This window comes from Paenibacillus hebaui (assembly GCF_051934385.1).
Classification (GTDB): Bacteria; Bacillota; Bacilli; order Paenibacillales; family Paenibacillaceae; genus Paenibacillus.
Genome location: NZ_CP196836.1, coordinates 5,488,485 through 5,507,009, shown reverse-complemented (window position 1 = coordinate 5,507,009; position 18,525 = coordinate 5,488,485). Strand labels below are relative to the sequence as shown.

14 protein-coding genes are annotated in these 18,525 nt (G+C 48.3%); 10 read left to right on the top strand and 4 right to left on the bottom strand.

The features are described from left to right. Positions 1-223 precede the first annotated feature (223 nt). Genes ACR32F_RS25000 through ACR32F_RS24985 form a run of 4 tightly spaced genes read left to right on the top strand, consistent with a single transcriptional unit; the run spans position 224 to position 5,374 of the window. Positions 224-1,660 (top strand): PTS mannitol transporter subunit IICB, encoded by a 1,437-nt coding sequence (locus tag ACR32F_RS25000; protein ID WP_440111833.1) that lies wholly within the window; start codon positions 224-226, stop codon positions 1,658-1,660. A gap of 38 nt (positions 1,661-1,698) precedes the next feature. After that, positions 1,699-3,801: a BglG family transcription antiterminator gene (locus ACR32F_RS24995; RefSeq protein ID WP_440111831.1), complete on the top strand. Its 2,103-nt coding sequence runs from the start codon at positions 1,699-1,701 to the stop codon at positions 3,799-3,801. Further along, on the top strand, positions 3,798-4,232 hold the full coding sequence (locus ACR32F_RS24990; protein WP_440111829.1) for a PTS sugar transporter subunit IIA: 435 nt from the start codon (positions 3,798-3,800) through the stop codon (positions 4,230-4,232). Before ACR32F_RS24995 ends, ACR32F_RS24990 begins: the two co-directional genes overlap by 4 nt. Then, the gene (locus tag ACR32F_RS24985) at positions 4,229-5,374 is read left to right on the top strand and encodes a mannitol-1-phosphate 5-dehydrogenase (RefSeq protein ID WP_440111827.1); all 1,146 of its coding nucleotides are present in this window, start codon (positions 4,229-4,231) and stop codon (positions 5,372-5,374) included. Before ACR32F_RS24990 ends, ACR32F_RS24985 begins: the two co-directional genes overlap by 4 nt. A gap of 65 nt (positions 5,375-5,439) precedes the next feature. Here the strand turns inward: ACR32F_RS24985 and ACR32F_RS24980 are convergent, their stop codons facing one another. Together ACR32F_RS24980 and ACR32F_RS24975 are read right to left on the bottom strand one after the other, a co-directional pair. Further along, positions 5,440-5,688, bottom strand: coding sequence for a cysteine-rich CWC family protein (locus tag ACR32F_RS24980; RefSeq protein WP_440111825.1), 249 nt, complete (start codon positions 5,686-5,688; stop codon positions 5,440-5,442). Between the two features lie 122 nt (positions 5,689-5,810). Beyond that, positions 5,811-7,817 (bottom strand): endonuclease MutS2, encoded by a 2,007-nt coding sequence (locus ACR32F_RS24975; RefSeq protein ID WP_440111823.1) that lies wholly within the window; start codon positions 7,815-7,817, stop codon positions 5,811-5,813. A 526-nt stretch (positions 7,818-8,343) separates the two neighbouring features. Here ACR32F_RS24975 and ACR32F_RS24970 point away from each other — a divergent pair. After that, positions 8,344-10,680 (top strand): helix-turn-helix domain-containing protein, encoded by a 2,337-nt coding sequence (locus ACR32F_RS24970; protein ID WP_440111821.1) that lies wholly within the window; start codon positions 8,344-8,346, stop codon positions 10,678-10,680. 51 nt (positions 10,681-10,731) lie between these two features. Here the strand turns inward: ACR32F_RS24970 and ACR32F_RS24965 are convergent, their stop codons facing one another. Continuing rightward, positions 10,732-11,571, bottom strand: coding sequence for an IS3 family transposase (locus ACR32F_RS24965; RefSeq protein WP_440120006.1), 840 nt, complete (start codon positions 11,569-11,571; stop codon positions 10,732-10,734). A gap of 20 nt (positions 11,572-11,591) precedes the next feature. Continuing rightward, entirely contained in the window at positions 11,592-11,912 is a 321-nt protein-coding gene (locus tag ACR32F_RS24960) for a transposase (RefSeq protein WP_440111819.1), read from the bottom strand. Positions 11,913-12,265: 353 nt separating this feature from the next. Here ACR32F_RS24960 and ACR32F_RS24955 point away from each other — a divergent pair, with 353 nt between their 5' ends. The 5 genes from ACR32F_RS24955 (at position 12,266) to ACR32F_RS24935 (ending at position 18,459) form a co-directional block, all read left to right on the top strand. Beyond that, a complete protein-coding gene (locus ACR32F_RS24955; RefSeq protein ID WP_440111817.1) occupies positions 12,266-13,219 on the top strand; it encodes an ABC transporter permease in 954 nt (317 codons plus the stop codon). Between the two features lie 45 nt (positions 13,220-13,264). Further along, on the top strand, positions 13,265-14,137 hold the full coding sequence (locus tag ACR32F_RS24950) for a carbohydrate ABC transporter permease (RefSeq protein ID WP_440111815.1): 873 nt from the start codon (positions 13,265-13,267) through the stop codon (positions 14,135-14,137). Positions 14,138-14,206: 69 nt separating this feature from the next. Further along, positions 14,207-15,706, top strand: a complete 1,500-nt coding sequence (locus tag ACR32F_RS24945; RefSeq protein ID WP_440111812.1) for an extracellular solute-binding protein — start codon at positions 14,207-14,209, stop codon at positions 15,704-15,706. Positions 15,707-15,729: 23 nt separating this feature from the next. Then, positions 15,730-16,839, top strand: a complete 1,110-nt coding sequence (locus ACR32F_RS24940; protein WP_440111810.1) for a glycoside hydrolase family 88/105 protein — start codon at positions 15,730-15,732, stop codon at positions 16,837-16,839. 108 nt (positions 16,840-16,947) lie between these two features. Beyond that, complete coding sequence (locus ACR32F_RS24935) at positions 16,948-18,459, top strand: extracellular solute-binding protein (RefSeq protein ID WP_440111807.1); 1,512 nt, start codon at positions 16,948-16,950, stop codon at positions 18,457-18,459. Positions 18,460-18,525: the final 66 nt, after the last annotated feature.

Genomic DNA, 18,525 nt, shown 5'->3' with positions numbered 1-18,525 from the left:
GAAATGATAAAAGTCATATACAGAAAAAGCCTTGTATATCAATAGATACAGCCGATATGCATACATAAAAACGATTACATAACCTAATGTTGTCATCATTGTTCATGACGAAAGTACGCTTTCATTTTATTGAACAAGGGACCATTCTCGCTTAGGATTACAACAGGGGAGAAATGATACCCCTTTCATAATCATAATCACTTGATCCAAGGAGGATAATACAATGAGTAATTTGGACCAATCGTCCAATTCCAAAGGTGGAATGCGGGTAGGGGTGCAGCGATTTGGCCGGTTCCTGAGCGGTATGGTCATGCCGAATATGGGAGCGTTTATCGCCTGGGGATTAATTACTGCACTGTTCATTAAAACAGGCTGGTTCCCGAATGAATCTTTTGCACAACTTGTTGATCCAATGATTAAATATCTGCTCCCATTATTGATCGGTTACACGGGTGGTTCGATGATTCATGGCACGCGAGGTGGAGTCGTTGGTGCAGTGACAACCATGGGTGTCATCGTCGGAGCGGACATTCCGATGTTCCTGGGAGCAATGATTGTTGGTCCGCTCGGCGCCTGGGTGTTGAAACAGTTCGACAAGTCGATCGAGGGCAAAATCAAATCCGGATTCGAAATGTTGGTCAACAACTTCTCGTCAGGTATTATCGGTGGTATTTTGGCACTCTTGGCCCATATGGCCATTGGACCCTTCGTACAGGTTATCAGTGGTACACTGTCCGCTGGCGTTGAGTTCATGGTTGGACTCGGCCTGCTTCCGCTAACTAACTTGATTATTGAACCTGCCAAGGTGCTGTTCCTCAATAATGCGATCAACCATGGGGTACTGAGCCCAATTGCATTGGAACAGGCTTCGCAGACGGGCAAATCCATTCTGTTCATGCTGGAATCCAACCCGGGACCGGGACTGGGCATCTTGCTGGCTTACATGATTGTAGGTCGAGGATCGGCCAGACAATCCGCTCCGGGTGCAGCAATCATTCACTTCTTTGGTGGTATTCATGAAATTTACTTCCCGTATATTTTGATGAATCCACGCTTGATCCTTGCTGTAATGGCGGGAGGGGTCGTAGGTACATTTACATTTGTTCTCACGGGTGCAGGTCTTGTGGCAACCCCTTCACCAGGAAGTATCGTTGCTTATCTGGCGATGGCACCAAAAGGTGGACTGTTTGCGGCCCTTAGCGGCGTAGTGACCTCCACCATTGTATCCTTCCTTGTAGGTGCACTGCTTCTGAAAACATCCAAAAAGACGGAGGAATCCGATCTGGAAGAAGCAACGTCGAAAATGAAGGACATGAAAAATACAAGCAAAGGTGAATCGGGCGCGGTAGCGATGGATAACGCACAAGCTGATCACAAACCAAAAGAATCCGTGCGGAAAATTGTATTCTCCTGCGATGCGGGAATGGGTTCCAGTGCCATGGGCGCTTCCATTCTTCGGAAGAAGATGAAGGCAGAGGGAATTGACGTTGCCGTGACCAATACGGCCATCAGTGATATCCCGCAGGATGCAGATGTGGTTATCACCCAAAAAACATTAACCGATCGTGCACGAGGTGTTGCACCGGCGGCAGAACATATATCCATCGACAACTTCCTAAAAAGCCCGGAATACGATGCGCTGATTGAACGCCTGAAGTAATATGGTGCATTCGTCTTCCCTGAGCCGGAGGCTGAGATATGAGCATTACGAAAAGACAACGTGAGATCGTGGAGTTCCTGTTGGAGCATCCACATGAAGTAACTGCCGGCGAAATCGCTGTTGCTGTGAAAGTCAGCACCCGAACCGTTCACCGGGAGCTTCAAATGATAGAACAATGGCTTGAACCGCTGGGCATGAGGCTGGAAAAAAAATCAGGAACCGGTATCCGAATCGATTCCGGTTCCGATGATTTGGCTGTATTACGCCAGCAACTGGAGGGTAATGAATACGTTGAGTTTACGCCTGAAGAGCGTAAACTCTTCATGCTTTGCATCCTGCTTGATGAGTCGGAACCTGTGAAACTGCTTGCCTTGGCTTCGGATCTGAAAGTAACCGTATCAACGGTAAGTAATGATCTGGACGATCTGGAGACACGGATTCGTCAGGCTGGACTGAAACTGGTTCGCAGACGCGGGTATGGCGTCAAGATTAACGGAAGTGAGACGACTCATCGTACAGCCATAGCCGCACTTGCACTGGAATTTCTGGATGAGTCGGATCTGTTTGGAAGACAGCCCGAGCAAGGGGGCTCCATCGTAAATAACAAACTGTTGGAGATGATTGGGCACAGCGATGTTCTTACGGTCGAAAATGCGCTGTGGCAACCAGATATCGAGTGGTTGGAGAATATCCCGGAACGACAGTACATGAAGCTGCTGATTCAATTATCCGTAGCAGTTGTACGTATTCGCAAGGGTTTTGGCATTGACCGGACCACTCATCAAGAGAGAACTGGAGACGGATATGCACAACAGGGTGAGATGAAGGTACAACCATACATGGCTACCCGCTTGTGCAGCATTCTATCCACCCAGCTTGGACTGACATTTCCCCAAGATGAGCAGGATTATTTTCACAGGCTACTGATACAGACGGAAGAACGGAGTCACTCGTCACGCCTGTTGCCAGTAGACGACTTGATTTTACTGGACAGGGTATGTTCCCTGATGGATCAGATGCAGAAGAGAACCCATTACGCCTTCCATGAGGATCGTATGCTTCGTGAAGGTCTGATTGCCCATATGCAACCGGCGATGGAACGGATTGAGGGGCATCAAATGATCCGTAATCCGCTGCTTCAACAGATCCGTAAGGATTATGACTCGCTGTTCGAAGATGTAAAAAAAGCGGTGTATCAAGCTTGGCCCGGGGCGGGCGTACCGGATGAGGAAATTGGTTTTTTGGTTATGCATTTCGGTGCTTCCATCGAGAGGCTGCGCGCATTAAAGCGGGAGATCAGGGCCATCATTGTCTGCACGAGCGGGATTGGATCATCACGGATGCTCTCCAGTCGATTGTCCAAGGAAATTCCCGAGATTCGCATTATGGACAGTGTGTCGTGGTATGAGGCTGCACGCATTCCAACGAATGAATATGATCTGGTGTTATCCACAGTCGATCTGCCAATGGATAAGCATCAGTATTACAAAGTCAGTCCGCTGCTCACGGCAGAAGAGAGCGAACGTCTGCGCCATTTCATCCGAACAACAACGTTGCAGCGGGAACATAGCAAGTCATATGAAGCTGAGCTTCAAACGACAAGTCGTTATTCTGACTCCGCTGGCATGGAAGCGACACTGATTGAAATCGTCCGAATTATTGGGAAGTTTCAGGTGTTCCCGCTGGACAACAGAGATATCGGATTTTATGAAACCGTCTATGCGATGTGCAGGGTGCTTCACGGATCAGGTGTGCTGAAGGAGCCTGAGGAGATAGCGAGGCTGTTGGAGACACGTGAAGCGGTGGGAAGTCAGAAGATTCCCGGCACATCACTTGCGTTATTCCATACACGCAGCGATGGAATCTATAGGCCGTCCATCAGTCTGTTTCAATTGACAGAGCCGCTTCTGTGTACACCGGATGATCCCATAGGGGTCAGCCACATCCTGTTGATGCTCGGACCCAGAGAGTTATCCAAGGAAAGCCTGGAAGTTCTGAGTGAGATCAGTGCGCTTTTATTACAGGAAGAATTGATTATATTGCTGGAAAAGGGAATCAGGGATGATCTTATTCATTACCTGTCCCAGGAACTGGTTGGATTTTACCGCAGTAAAACCGAAATTGGAGGTCAACAAACATGAGTATGTTAACTACAGATAAAGTCATCATGAACGCGATGGCTCAGGACAAATACGAAGCGATTCGCATGGCAGGGCAGATTCTGAAGGATGCGGGACATATTACCGCTGATTATATTGACAAAATGCTTGAGCGCGAGGAAATTGTCTCCACATATGTAGGTAATGGGCTCGCTATTCCACACGGAACCAAGGAATCGAAATCATTTATCCTGTCCACAGGTATATCCGTGATTCAATTCCCGCAGGGTGTTGATTTTGGAGAAGAAAAAGCTTACATGGTGATTGGTATCGCGGCTCAAGGTGGGGAACATATGGAGATCCTGACCAGCATCGCGGTGATCTGTGCAGAGGATGAGAATATGGAGGCCCTGCGTCTGGCGAAGACAGCCGAGGAAGTTATCGCTATTCTGGAAAGTGAAATGGAGCTATGAAGGCCCTACACTTTGGCGCAGGCAACATTGGACGCGGGTTTATCGGATTGATTCTGTCCCGTGCAGGATATGAAGTAATCTTCTCTGACGTGAATCAGGAACTGGTTACTGCTCTCCGGCACCGTGGTCAGTATACGGTGGAACTGGCTAACGAGAGCAAGGATCAGGAGACCGTCACGGGCGTGAATGCAATCGATGGAACCCGTCTGGAGACCGTTGCTCAGAATGTCGCAGAAGCAGACCTGATTACAACTGCAGTCGGTGTAGGCATACTGAAACATATTGCCCCTGGAATCGCGAAGGGACTTACAGTGAGACTGGGAACAGGCAGTGTCCATAAACCTCTTCATATTATCGCCTGTGAGAATGCAATCGGAGCCAGCACTCAATTGAAAGAGCATGTGTATGGGCTGTTGGGTGAGAATGTCCGATTGCTTGCCGATCAATACGTTTATTTTCCTGATTCTGCAGTAGACCGGATTGTGCCGATTCAACATCACGAAGATACGTTGCTTGTGCAGGTTGAGCCTTTCTATGAATGGGTCGTTGATCGTTCACAGATGGCTCCAGCGTACCAACCGATCAAGGGTGTGCTCTACGTTGATGATCTGGAGCCGTATATCGAGCGGAAGCTGTTTACCGTAAACACGGGCCACTGCGTTGCCGCTTATATTGGCTATGTGAACGGGTACGACACGATTCAGAAGGCCATTGCCGATGAAAAGGTGAAATCCATTGTATATGGTGCCTTGCAGGAAACTGGGGATGTTTTGGTAAAGCGATTTGGATTTAATCCGGAAGAGCATCAGCAGTATATTTTTAAAATATTGGAGCGGTTCGTCAATCCATATCTCACGGATGAAGTAACTCGTGTAGGGCGCTCGCCGCTGCGGAAGCTGTCTGCGAATGACCGTCTTGTTCGTCCGGCGCTTCAGGCACACGAGTACGGAACAGCAACAACGTATCTGGCGATGGGGATGGCCGCTGCCTGTAAGTTCGATGTTCCAGAAGATCCCGAAGCAGCAGAACTGCAGGATATGATCCAGCAGAAGGGGATCGCTGCGGCACTCAGCCATTATACAACCATGGATGAGCAACATCCTGTGCTTCAGGAAGCTGTGGCTCAGTATCATCAAATGTAACAGTCAGCGGATTGGCTATCATATAATAAAAATAGATTGTGCTTAGCAAAAGAGCCACACAGTAGTTAACTGTGTGGTTCTTCTTCTTGCTTAAGCTTGCTTTTGTACGTGTCCAAACATCGCTGGCATATACAAGATTTTCGGCGTTGTTCCGCCGGAATGCGGTCAAATACCCCTTCAGGGAATTCAGCCTGATTACACCAGCATTCAGAATGGGGTCGTCCTGCGGCATAGGAACAGCCATTAGCCTCCCCGCATAATGGACATACAAGCACATTGGGTGCAATCAATTTCGTATCTTGTTCTGGGGACATGCTGGTCTTCCCTTCCCTGTGAATTTTCTAACATCGAACGAGAGAAATGTGCTGATCACAGTATATCAACAATATTCAATGGTTCGCAGTATACCACCTTACGATAGTATAGCAATTTCGAACTATTCTTCAGGCGGTAATTCAATGATGAGTCCTTCCACGTGTTTACGGCCCATGAGTTTACGCTTTTTCCGGTTTTCTTTGGTCTCCAGCACAATGTCGAGGTCGTAGTCGCCAGGATATAGTTCATTTGCGGATATATGAAGAGTCAGGCGTTTTTTATGAATTTTCACTTTGCGTCCACGTAGCATAACCCCGATCTGTCCACGACTGTCCTCCACATCACAGACGATTCCCGACTGATTCAGATAGGCTGCATACACGCGGTCCCCTTTACGGAATGTTTTGGGTTTCTGTTCTTGTCGTTCTGCCTTTGATGAGGAATTGCCGGGATTACTCTCCGTTGAGTGTGATGGCACTTGCACTTGTAATGGCTTTCCCGATGATTGATCCCATTTCGTTAGATTAGTAGGGGCAGGTTCGGATTGCTTCGGAGTTGATTCCGGCTTGAATTGGGAAACGTTGTTGGATATTTCCTGGCTAACCCCCTGTTCCGAAATGGACTTCGAGCGCTCTATAATCCGCTGTGGCATCCCGAGCTTCAGCGCGATGGAATAGGCATAACTGTCCCCGGCTTCTCCGATTCGCAGTCGATATAGTGGCTGGAGTGAAGCCGTATCAAATTCCATTCGTGCATTCTCAAATCCCGGCGTGGCGGCTGCAAAATGTTTAATTTCCCCGAAATGGGTTGTTGCAACAACGGTTGCTCCGCGGCTGTGTAGTTCCTCCAGCATGGCGATGGAAAGTCCGACCCCTTCACCAGGGTCCGTACCCGAAGCCATCTCATCAATAAGCACAAGTGTTGATGAATTGGCCTGTTCCAGGATGCCGATCATATTGCGAATATGTGCAGAGAAGGTGCTGAGTGCCTGCTCCAGGCTCTGTCCATCACCGATATCGACAGCCACTTCATGATAAACCGCCATTTCGCCACCTTCTCCTACGGGAACGAGCAAACCGGATTGCATCATCAGAGTGAGCAGGCCCAGTGTTTTGAGCGCCACCGTCTTGCCGCCCGTATTCGGCCCTGTAATAATAAGCGACGAGTAGGCTCTGCCAATTGCAAAATCAAGTGGAACCATGGAGGAATCCATTAACGGATGTCGTGCACCCTGAAGCTTGATTTGCCCGTTGGCATTTACTCGAACGGCACGTCCATCCATGGTGGCCGCATATTTTGCTTTGGCGAACAGAAAATCCAGAATGCCTACCGTTTCGGTATTCAGCGCGATTTCACGATGATATGAATCCGTCAGCGTGGTCAGGTCGCCAAGAATCTTCATTTCCTCGCGCGACTCCTCGGCCTGCAACGCAGCCAGTTCCATCTGCAAACCTACTAATTCAGCCGGCTCAATATATACGGTTTGCCCGCTTCCCGACTCATCCAGCACGCTGCCTTTAACCTGTTTGCGGAATTCCTTCTTGATGGGCAGTACCGTTCTTCCGCCCCGTTGACTAATGACGTTCTCCTGCATGATAGAGCGGTGTTTGTTCACGATAACATCCAGCTTGCGCTTCATGCGTTCCTCATTCACTGTCATTTTTTTGCGGATTCGAGTCAGTTCCTTGCTCGCCTGATCCTGAATGCGACCACTGTGGATACAGCGCTCAATTTCGCTCAGCAAGGATTCCATCACCATCATTGATGCTGCGTAACGGCTGACCGTGGGAGCAGCAGCAGACTTGCCCTCCATATATTTCATGAGCTGTGTGCAGCTGCGCAGAAATTGGGCGAGATGACTGAAGTCATGTTCGCTGAATAAGTAACCGGTGCCGAGCAGATCCATGATCGTTTCCATACCGTCCAAAGAAGGAATAGGCACGCTGGCTCCAAAACGGATCAATGCAGCTGCTTCAGCTGTTTCTTCCAGACGCATCTGAATCAGATGCGCATCTACCATGGGTTTCATGTCTCTTGCATAACGTTTGCCCAAATAGGATAGGGCACAGGCTGCAACATTTTTTTGAATTTGAGGATAGCCCAGACTGTTTAATGTGTTCTCATTCATTCGTAATCTCTCCTTGGGTTTAAAATAGAATTTCAGTTGAGGCGGGTAGAGCGTACTCCTGGAAAACGCAAAAAGGGCGGAGAATGAACAAACGTCATTCTCCGCCCTAAACGTATGGGAAAGCAGGGTCCCTTACAGGTCTATACAAAAAAAACCACGCTGAACACAGCGCGGAAATAGACCCGGACACGTACAATCCCGGAGGCGATTTATGATATCCGCTGTTCTTAACTAAGTACAGGGATCTGGCGCATCATGAAACACACGTATGCCAATGGGCACAAGCGCAGCTGAAGGGCCAAACTCCTGAATATGAAACTTGGTTAGTTAAGAACGCTCACCGACATCAAAATCTCTCCTTTGATTGAGGAATATGAAACCAATATAAACTGGAAATTGCATTGAAGTCAACCTCGAAGAATAAATATGTGGACTTGAATAAGAATGGGTTTTAAAATAACAATAGTAAATTAATCCAATGAAAGCGATTTTATTTAATGAACATATATAAAGGGGGCTGCTCTTTTTGCCTAAGTATTTGCTGCGTCTACTCTGTTTTACCATGATTCTTGGGGCCCTCCCGGTGATTGTTATTGGGTCAGTCTCCTATTCGATTGCTTCACGGGACATTGAACAGAAGGTGCGTGAGGGCAATCTGCAGATTCTGCATCAGACTCAAATGCGGGTAGAGCAAGTGCTGCGCAGTCTGCAATTATCGTCCATTCAATATGTGAATTCTCCATTGGTGTTACAAGCCATGAAAAAACCGCTGGACAGCAGCGAATTCCAGGAAATTCGTGATCTGACATCTGGATTTAATAATCTGCAGGCGGTTACCAATATCGATCAGGCCTATCTCGTTAATCTGGATGAAGATTGGGTTGTTTCGATGCGATCATTTGGAAAATTGGATGATTTCAGTATTCGAGACCGCATTGGCTCTTACCTGAAATATACGAACAGCCTGTTCTGGGTCACCCAGAATGTGAATTCAGCCAAAGAAAGTGTGCCCGTATCGGCCGGAATGGGCGAAGCAACACTAGAACAAGCGCCTACCCTTATCTCAGCCGATAATGTGGTTAGTATGGTGTTCAAAATTCCAATGATGCCAACCAATGTGAAACCTAAGGGATTTCTGGTGATCGATATCGCCGATACGGAGCTTAGTACATTTTTGAGCCGAAATACGAATTCAGGAGATATGTACGTGCTGGATCGGGAACAGAAGTATTTTCTGAACGATATGCAGCAAGGTGGGAAATATGACACGCTGAATAAGGAAATTCATGAAATGGTGCAAACGACGGGTGAGCCAGAGGGCTTCTTCAGTGCAGAGGTGGAAGGAAGTCAGGTGGCGGTCAGCTACAGACAGTCTCCACTCAATGGCTGGTTATATGTGTCTGTTGTATCCCTGGGGCAGATTACGGCTCAATCGCAGAAAATTGCCCTGGTCACAGGTGTGGCTACACTCGTCATGTTATGTGTGACGGGACTCGTCGCCATATATGGCAGTCGCCGGATGTATTCGCCCATTTCCAGACTGCTTCAGTTCACCAAGGGGCTGGATTCTCCAGTTGCTCCGTCTGGACGCCGTCAGGATGAATTCATCTACATCGAAGAGCGAGTGTCGACCTTGTTTAGCTCGGAGAAAACGATGCGTGAGCAGATGAAGGGCCAGCATGTTCATTTGCAGGAATTTTTCATGACCAAGCTGCTTACAGGCAAAATATCGGAAGATGATTTCAGATATCAGGGTGAGCTGTATGACTTTCCAACAGGTTGGTCGAGTCTTGGAGTGCTTACACTCCAGATCGACACCCTTGAAGGGACACGCTATGAAGAACAGGATCGGGATTTGCTGTTATTTGCCTTGAACAACATGGTGGGTGAACTGCTGCCTTCCGAGATCCGATTTGCACCTGTCATGATTGATGACGCACAGGTTACGGTGCTGGCATCGGTGCTGGATGATGAAGTACAGCTAAAAGAATGGATGCACACGCAAGCCGAGGAGTTACGTGAGCGGGTCGTCACTTATCTGGATCTGCCTGTAAGTATCGGTGTCAGCTGCTCGTATTCTTCAATCGGGGATACGCCAAGGGCTTATCAGGAGAGCCGAAAAGCGCTGCAAGGCAGGGTCAGTCTGGGAAGCCGTATTATCCTGCATTATGAAGACATTCAGCCGCGCGGTCAGACAGAGGCTGCGTTATATACACAGCTTCGGATGATCGAAGACCAATTGGCCTCTGCGCTCAAGCAAGGAGACGAGGACAAAACGGATACGTACTTCACACAATATCTGGGCCTGCTTGCCGACAAGAAGCTGCACTTCAGCGAGTATCCCGTCATTATGGTTCAGCTGTTATCCCGTGTGTATCAACTCGTTCAGGAGCAGGGCGGAGATGTAGCAGAAGTGTTGGGCGAAAAAGCTTCCATGACTCGACTATTGAAGTTGTCCACACTGGACGAAATGAAGAATTGGTTCCGCAACTGCTTGTTTCAACCGGTGATCCGATTCTGGCGGGAACAGGAAGAATCCCAGTATCTGAATATTGCCCGGCGCATGATTCGGCTGATCGAGGAACGTTATGATCGCGAATTGTCGCTGGAAGCCTGCGCAGAAGAACTGAATTTTCATCCCGTCTATCTGAGCCGTGTATTCAAGAAGGAGGCAGGAGTGAACTTTACCGAATACCTTGCCCAATACCGTATGGAAAAAGCCAAGACCTGGCTCCAGACGACCAACCTGAAGATTTCGGAAATTGCCGAGAAACTCAACTACACGAATCCCACCGCTTTTATCCGTACATTTCGTAAAATTACAGGAACGACCCCCGGAAAATACCGGGAGCAACAGCGATAAAAAGGACCTGCTCTGTGGTCATACCCCTGTCAAGTAGACAGATGAAAAAAGCTATGCTGCCAGTGCGCATCGATATTCAATCGGTGCGCGCTGTTTGAGTTTGGCTTGAAAGCGTCGGTAGTTGTAATTGTAAATGTAATCTTCCACAGCTTGTCGAATCTCTGCTTCTGAATTACACTGGTTAAGGTACAGCTTCTCTGTTTTGAGATGCGAAAAGAAAGATTCGATGCATGCGTTATCCAGGCAGGTTGCTTTGCGAGAGTGGCTGCCCTTGACGCCGAATGCTTCTAATCGTGAGTTGTACGCCTGAGACGTGTACTGGAAGCCCTGATCCGAATGGAGCACGGCTTCCGAAACGTCTCTTTTTTGTGTCCATTGTTCTACCGTATCCAATACGAGCTGAACATCGTTCCGTTTAGATAACTGCCAAGCTACAATCTCGTTGTTGAACAAGTCTTGAATCACAGACAGGTAAACGAATGCGCTCCCATCCGAAATATAGGTAATATCCGTCACCATTTTTTGCTGGGGTGCTGTGGCATGAAATTGGCGCTTCAGGCGATTCGGATAGATAACAGATGGCGTATAGCTGGACTTCTTCCGCTTCTTGCGAATCACCGATTGGATCGATAGTTCCCGCATGATTCGCCATACTTTCTTGTGATTGACGTTCAGACCGGCCTCCCACAACGCCGTTGTCATGCGAGGATAACCAAACTCTCGGTTTGCAAAATGAATAGCCATCATGTGTTCTTTGATCTCACGATCACGGTCTTGTCTTGCGTCTCGCTGCGGCTGGGTTGCTCGCCATTTGTAGTAACTGGATCGGGGTATTCCTGCAATTGTTAATAGGCGTGTAATGCCATGCAAGCAGCGCAATTCATCTAGGATATCGTAGTTCTCCCGTTGGCTCAGCGCTTCTCCTTTGCTAGATTGGGATACCGCTTTTTTAAATAATCCACCTGTGCTTGAAGATAATCTCGTTCTTCCTCCACGCTGCCAAAGGTTGTACGGGGACGTCCCTTCAGTGGATTCGGGACACTGTTTTTTCGCTCATCGAAAGCTTCCCCGTTTATCCACTTTTTCACCCACACCTTCAATTGTGAACAGTTTCGAATCCCCTCGCGCTCAGCAACCACCTTGTAACTTGAAGAACCTTCGACATATGATCTAACTGCATTCAATTTGAATTCTTCGGTATACGTCTGAAATGTTTGCCCTTTTTTCGCCATAAAAATATCCCCTCCAAGTGTCACTTGAACCCCCATGATAACATGAAGGTTTTTTTAAGTGTCTACTTAAAGGGGATAATACCACTGCCTGCCATGGCGGGCAGGTTTTTCCTTCTTCTAAGGTTGGGTCCAGTGCTTCATTGGGGTCGGGTTAAGACAGGAATATCGAGGTTAAAAGCGGTTCATTGCGATCCATATCATTGTTTCGAAAACCTGCTAAACCCTTGCTGTACAAGGAAAAACAACAAGCTAAAACGAGACGATAGCCAGTTACCCATTTATCCTCCACAATGAAGACATGAATTCAGGAAGTGATATATTGTAATCGTTTCCAATGTGGGGAGGAAGACACTATGAAAGCCGAAACGGCGGCTCGGAAACAGCCCGCTACCCGCAGTGACAAAAACCTGCTGTGGAGGGACGTTATCAAAAACCGGTGGCTCTATATTATGTTGATACCGGGCGTGCTTTACTTTGTTATTTTTAAATACATACCCATGTATGGCATTACGATGGCTTTTCAGGATTACACACCTTACAAGGGCATTCTGGGTAGTGACTGGGTTGCTTTCAAGCACTTCCAGCGTTTCTTCGGGGAACCGCAGTTCTGGACGTTGTTTCGGAATACGTTTTTACTGGCGATTTATAACATGGTGTTTTTCTTCCCGTTGCCGATTGTGCTGGCACTGATGATGAATGAAGTTCGCCGTGAACGGTTCAAACGATTTGTACAAACGCTTGTATATGTTCCGCACTTTGTGTCCTGGGTTGTTGTGGTCGGTGTGTTCTACATGCTGTTCACAACCGAGGGTGGAGCTATTAACGAATTGCTTTATAATCTGACGGGGCAAAAAGTTGCTTTCTTGCTTGAACCAGGCTGGTTTCGGACGATGATTGTTGGACAATCCATCTGGAAAGAGGTTGGCTGGGGCACGATTATATTCCTGGCGGCACTCTCCGGAGTAGATACACAGCTCTATGAAGCTGCGCGGATTGATGGTGCCAACCGCTGGCGCCAGACTTGGCATATTACGCTGCCTGCCATTCGCAGTACGATCATCATTTTGCTTATTCTGCGTCTGGGGAACTTCCTGGATACAGGCTTTGAACAGATCTTCCTGATGCTGACTCCGACGAACCGGGATGTGGGTGAGGTATTTGATACCTATGTTTATACGAAGGGTCTGACACAGGCACAGTACAGCTATAGTGCTGCTGTTGGTTTGTTCAAGTCGGTTGTTGGGCTGGCGCTTGTACTCGGTGCCAATACGCTGGCCAAAAAATTCGGGGAGGAAGGCGTCTACTAACACTTGGGAGTAGACGTTCTTCACCAGACAGGAGTGAACTTTAAGATGCAACAGGATAAAACGTGGGGCAACCGGATCTTTGATATTCTCAATCACGGCTTTCTGCTGTTGATCGGGATTGTGACCGTCATCCCGTTCATTTATATTTTGGCAGTTTCGTTTACGAGCCCGCATGAAGTGGCTAAGGGAGGTTTTATCCTTTTTCCAAAAGAGTTCTCGCTAGCGGCCTATCGCTATATTTTCTCGACGGACACGTTGATTCGCAGTCTGGGTGTATCGATCTATATTACCGTGGTTGGTACATTGATTAACCTGCTGGTCACATCACTTATGGCTTATCCGCTCTCCAGAAGGTATTTGCATGGACGGCGGCCGATATTGTTGGGTGTTCTGTTCACGATGCTGTTCAGCGGTGGGATGATTCCAACGTATTTCGTGGTGAAATCGTTACACCTGACCGACACATTATGGTCATTAATGTTGCCTACGGCGATTAGTGCATTCAACCTGATTGTACTCAAAAATTTCTTCCAGGCCATCCCAGATGAACTGGAGGATGCAGCCAAAATCGATGGATGTAATGATGTGGGTGTATTGTTCCGTATTGTCCTGCCCTTGTCCATGCCAGCGATGGCGACATTCTCCTTATTTTACGCGGTGGCTCACTGGAACAGTTTCTTCAACGCCGTTATTTATATCAACGATAGTGAAAAGTGGCCTGTACAAGTCTGGCTGCGTGAGATTGTCATCCTGGCACAGAGCCGAATCGGGGATACGAGCATCGAAGAGACCGAGATTCAGCCGCTTACCATTCGCATGGCTGTCATCGTGTTCTCCACGATTCCAATCATGCTGGTGTATCCGTTCCTGCAAAAGCACTTTGCCAAAGGGGTAATGCTGGGTTCGGTAAAAGGGTGAGTTGTCACACGTTTGGAAGTCAGAACATTATAACGGTTGGAGCAGTATAAAAAGGGAGGTTTTCATGTTATGAAAGCAACAAAAAAGAAAGCCGTAGCTGTCTTGAGTACACTGGCACTAGTCACGGGTTTGTTGGCAGGATGCGGATCGGATGAAGGTCAGGCTGCCGAGGGCGGCGTACAGAATGTGTCCATTGCAGTTGCGCAGGTGGGCGATATGCCAAGCAAAGGCAACGAGATTCAGCAAAAGATCGAGGCATACACCAACACAAAACTGGATATCCAGTGGATTCCGGCTTCGGCCTACAATGACAAGATTAACGTCATGATCGCTTCCAGCGATATGCCCAAAATTGTGAAGGTGCAGTATAACCCAACGGTGACCAGCGCGATGCGTAACGATGTATTCTGGGAAGTTGGCCCATTGTTGAAAGATTATAAAAACCTGTCGGCACAGAACGAGCGTTTTTTTGACAATATCAAGGTTGAAGGCAAAATCTACGGGGTTCCGGTTTTCTCGGATATTGCCCGTGCGACCGTGATCTACCGCAAAGACTGGTTTGAGAAGCTGAATCTCAAGGTTCCAACAACGCCGGATGAATGGTATGAAACGATTAAAACCCTGTCTACCTCAGATCCCGATGGAGATGGTCAGGACAATACATTTGGACTGATGCTTTTCAAAAAGTATAACGAGGACCAATACTCCTTCACTACGCGTCTTGGTGTGAGTTTTGGTGCACCGAACAAGTGGAAAGTAGAGGATGATGGCAGTTTTACGCCGGAATTCATGACCCCGGAATATATGCAGGTACTGGACTTGCTCAAACGCTTATACAGCGAAAAACTGTTAAACCAGGACTTTGCCGTATTTGACTCTACGGAAGCGGAGAAGAAATATGATTCAGGCGTTGTCGGCATGCGTGTCGGTGTTGCCCAGAACGGAAAGAGCCAGCAGGAGCGCCTGTCCAAGAACGACCCGGATGGTGTGGTAGACATTGAAGGCTTGCTTGGAGCCAATGGGGATCGTGTTGCAGGACAGACGGGTAACTCCGGTATCCTGGCATTCCCTAAATCGACGGTGAAATCGGAAGAAGAGCTGAAAAACTTGCTGTCTTTCCTCGATAAGCTGATGGACCCTGAGATGGCGACCTTGCTGATGCGCGGCGTTGAAGACAAACACTACACGAAGGCTGGCGAAGATCAGGTGGAGATGAGTGATTTTGATGCATTCCAGCGTGAAGTGAAGCCTTATCGTGACAACCTTCCTTATGTGGAAGGATACAATGTGCCGAAATTGAAGGATACCGAGCTGGGTGAGAAGGGCACATCACTTGCTAAGGAACTGGCTGAACATGCTGTACCGAACCCTGCACTGACCCTGTACTCGCCAACTTACGGTGACCGTGGAGCAGATCTGGATCAGATGATCGCCGATGCACAGACGAAATACATTATGGGCAAAATCGATGAAAATGGCTGGAAAAAGGAAATCGAGAATTGGGCTAATGCAGGCGGTACCAAAATTCGTGAGGAATATGCCGAAGACTACAAAAAACAGGCTCAATAAAGAGCCGGAAGCGGAGGAACGCCATGAAAGAAACACTGCAATTCACACCGGTACGGATGGCCGAACAGTTCATGGAAAGTTATCGCAATCATGAGCTGTATCCCACCTGGCACTATGAGAATGGTTGTCTGCTGAAAGCGCTGGAGGAGCTGTACACCTATACGGGAGAACAGCGATATTTCGATTACATCCGTGAGTTGATGGACAACTTTATTCAGGAGGATGGCACGATCCGCTCCTATACGGTCGAAGAATATAATCTGGACCAGATTAACCAGGGTAAATCGTTATTCCTTCTGTTGGATCAAACAGGGGAAGAGAAGTATCGCAAAGCTGCAGACTTGCTTATGGTACAGCTTAAGGGGCAGCCCCGTACGAGTGAGGGCGGGTTCTGGCACAAGAAGATATATCCTTTCCAGATGTGGCTGGATGGATTGTATATGGCTACCCCGTTTCTAACGCAGTACGGTGCGGTTACCGGGGAGCAGAAGTGGTTTGACAAGGCGGCATTGCAATTGCTGCTTGTGGAGCAGCGTACGCGTGATCCACGCAGTGGTCTGTTGTATCATGCCTGGGATGAGAGCAAGGAGCAGCGGTGGAGCTCGGGTGAGACCGGTTGTTCTCCGCATGTCTGGAGCCGTGCCGTGGGCTGGTATGTGATGGCGGTTGTGGATACATTGGATCATCTGCCGTTGGATCATGAACAGCGCGGCCAGATTGTGGGTATCTTCGAACGTCTGGCGAATGCACTCGTGCATGTTCAGGATCAACAGACCGGATTATGGCCTCATCTGCTGGATCAGCCGGGACGTGAGCGGAATTATCTGGAGGCTTCGGGAAGCTCGATGTTTGTGTACGCGCTGGCTAAGGGTGTACGTAAAGGATATCTGAGTGGCAAGTTCAGAGCGGTTGCGGAAAAAGGTTACCAGGGGCTGTTGCAGCAATTGCTTCAAACCGACCGCGAAGGTGTGTTATCTCTCACCCAGTGTAACGGCGGGGCAGGTCTTGGGGGTAACCCATATCGTGACGGGTCCTACGAATATTATGTGACAGAATCCATTCGAGTCAATGATCCGAAATCGGTTGCTCCGTTTATTTTGGCAGGCGTGGAGATGGAACTGGCGATACGCTAGTTCTTTTCTTCAGACTCATTTATGATAGCGCATTCATTTTACGTAGCGATTCTAAACAAATGAGGCAATATGCTGAACAATATGGTTATCCAAAAGGAGAGATGGTTCATGAGCCCAAAAGGTCGGATGTCCCGTTTAGGCGGATTGGTTGTGGTTGGTGCAATGTCCGCTGGACTGTTAGCAGGCTGTGGGGGAGAGAAAGCGCCTGCTGCAGGGGAAGGCAAGTTTCCCATTTCCATCTCTTTGATGCAGGTCGGCGATGTGCCGGCCAAGGAGAACGGGATTGAACAAAAGATTGAGGAATATACGAATACGGATGTCAGTGTACAGTGGATTCCGCAGTCTGCTTTTGACGATAAAGTGAACGTTATGGTTGCCTCGGGCGAGATGCCTACCATTATGCGGGTGAATTATGTACCGACGACGTTCAATGCAGCCAAAACGGGGCTGTTCTGGGAAATTGGACCTTACCTGAAGGATTATAAAAACCTGTCTGCCCAATCCGAGGCTTATTTTAACAATATCAAGATTGAAGGAAAGATCTACGGCGTTCCCAACTTCCGGGATATCGGCCGTACGGCGATCGTGTATCGCAAAGACTGGTTTGATAAATTAAAGCTGGACGTACCCCAGACACTGGATGACTGGTATGAAGTGATGCGCTCCATGCGCAAGGATGATCCGGACGGAAACGGCAAAGAAGATACGTACGGTGCGTTACTGTTCAAAAAGTATAACGAAGGCGTCTCTTCCCCTCTGACACGTATTGCTGTGAGTATTGGCGGTGTCAACAAATGGGGAGTGGATGAAGCAGGTAAACTGACACCGGAGTTCATGACCACAGAATATGTGGACACCATGAAGCTGTTCAAGCGGTTGTTTAACGAGGGGTTAATTAACAGTGACTTCCCTGCACTCGATTCTTCGGATGCGGACAAAAAAATGGACTCTGGCCTGATTGGTATGAAACTCAACGGTGTGGCCCAGAACGGAAAGTCTTCCCAACAGCGGCTTACACCTAACGCTCCGGATGGAGAGATTGATGTGGCTCCGTTCCAGGGAACGGACGGTATTCGCATCGCCGGTGAGCCGGGGAACTACGGGATGCTTGTGATCCCGAAGGCATCGGTAACAGATGAGGAGCAGTTGAAGCAAGTGCTCACGTTCCTGGATCAGCTGATGGATGAGGAGCTCAGTACATTGCAGCTGCGCGGACTGTTGGATGTACATTACGTCAAGACCGCCGACGGCAAAACCGGACTCAAGGACTTCGACGCGTATCAGCGTGAGGTGAAGCCTTATCGTGACAATTTGATAAGCATTGAAGGATATAATGTGGCAGAACTTGTCGATGTAGCAATTGGTATGAAGGGCACAAAGATGGCGCGTGAGAATGAGCAGTATGCTATTTCAAATCCTGCGCTAACGCTGTCCTCGGCAATCTATACCGAGCGCGGGCAGGAGCTGGACCAGATGATCTGGGATGCTCAGACCAAGTACATTATGGGTAAAATCGATGATGCAGGATGGGAGCAGGAAGTGGCAAACTGGCAAAAATCCGGTGGGGATAAGCTCATTTCTGAATTTGAAGCATCCTATGCATCGTTGAATGGGAAATAAAATCCTCCCAAAAACAAGCTGTGTTTTGCGTGAGATCACGTGAAGCATGGCTTGTTTTGTGTTCTC

Bases quoted from the DNA above. Each gene is read 5' to 3' on its own strand.
- ACR32F_RS25000 (WP_440111833.1), top strand. From the start codon at position 224: ATGAGTAATTTGGACCAATCGTCCAATTCCAAAGGTGGAATGCGGGTA.
- ACR32F_RS24995 (WP_440111831.1), top strand. From the start codon at position 1,699: ATGAGCATTACGAAAAGACAACGTGAGATCGTGGAGTTCCTGTTGGAG.
- ACR32F_RS24990 (WP_440111829.1), top strand. From the start codon at position 3,798: ATGAGTATGTTAACTACAGATAAAGTCATCATGAACGCGATGGCTCAG.
- ACR32F_RS24985 (WP_440111827.1), top strand. From the start codon at position 4,229: ATGAAGGCCCTACACTTTGGCGCAGGCAACATTGGACGCGGGTTTATC.
- ACR32F_RS24980 (WP_440111825.1), bottom strand. From the start codon at position 5,688: ATGTCCCCAGAACAAGATACGAAATTGATTGCACCCAATGTGCTTGTA.
- ACR32F_RS24975 (WP_440111823.1), bottom strand. From the start codon at position 7,817: ATGAATGAGAACACATTAAACAGTCTGGGCTATCCTCAAATTCAAAAA.
- ACR32F_RS24960 (WP_440111819.1), bottom strand. From the start codon at position 11,912: ATGGCGAAAAAAGGGCAAACATTTCAGACGTATACCGAAGAATTCAAA.
- ACR32F_RS24955 (WP_440111817.1), top strand. From the start codon at position 12,266: ATGAAAGCCGAAACGGCGGCTCGGAAACAGCCCGCTACCCGCAGTGAC.
- ACR32F_RS24950 (WP_440111815.1), top strand. From the start codon at position 13,265: ATGCAACAGGATAAAACGTGGGGCAACCGGATCTTTGATATTCTCAAT.
- ACR32F_RS24945 (WP_440111812.1), top strand. From the start codon at position 14,207: ATGAAAGCAACAAAAAAGAAAGCCGTAGCTGTCTTGAGTACACTGGCA.
- ACR32F_RS24940 (WP_440111810.1), top strand. From the start codon at position 15,730: ATGAAAGAAACACTGCAATTCACACCGGTACGGATGGCCGAACAGTTC.
- ACR32F_RS24935 (WP_440111807.1), top strand. From the start codon at position 16,948: ATGAGCCCAAAAGGTCGGATGTCCCGTTTAGGCGGATTGGTTGTGGTT.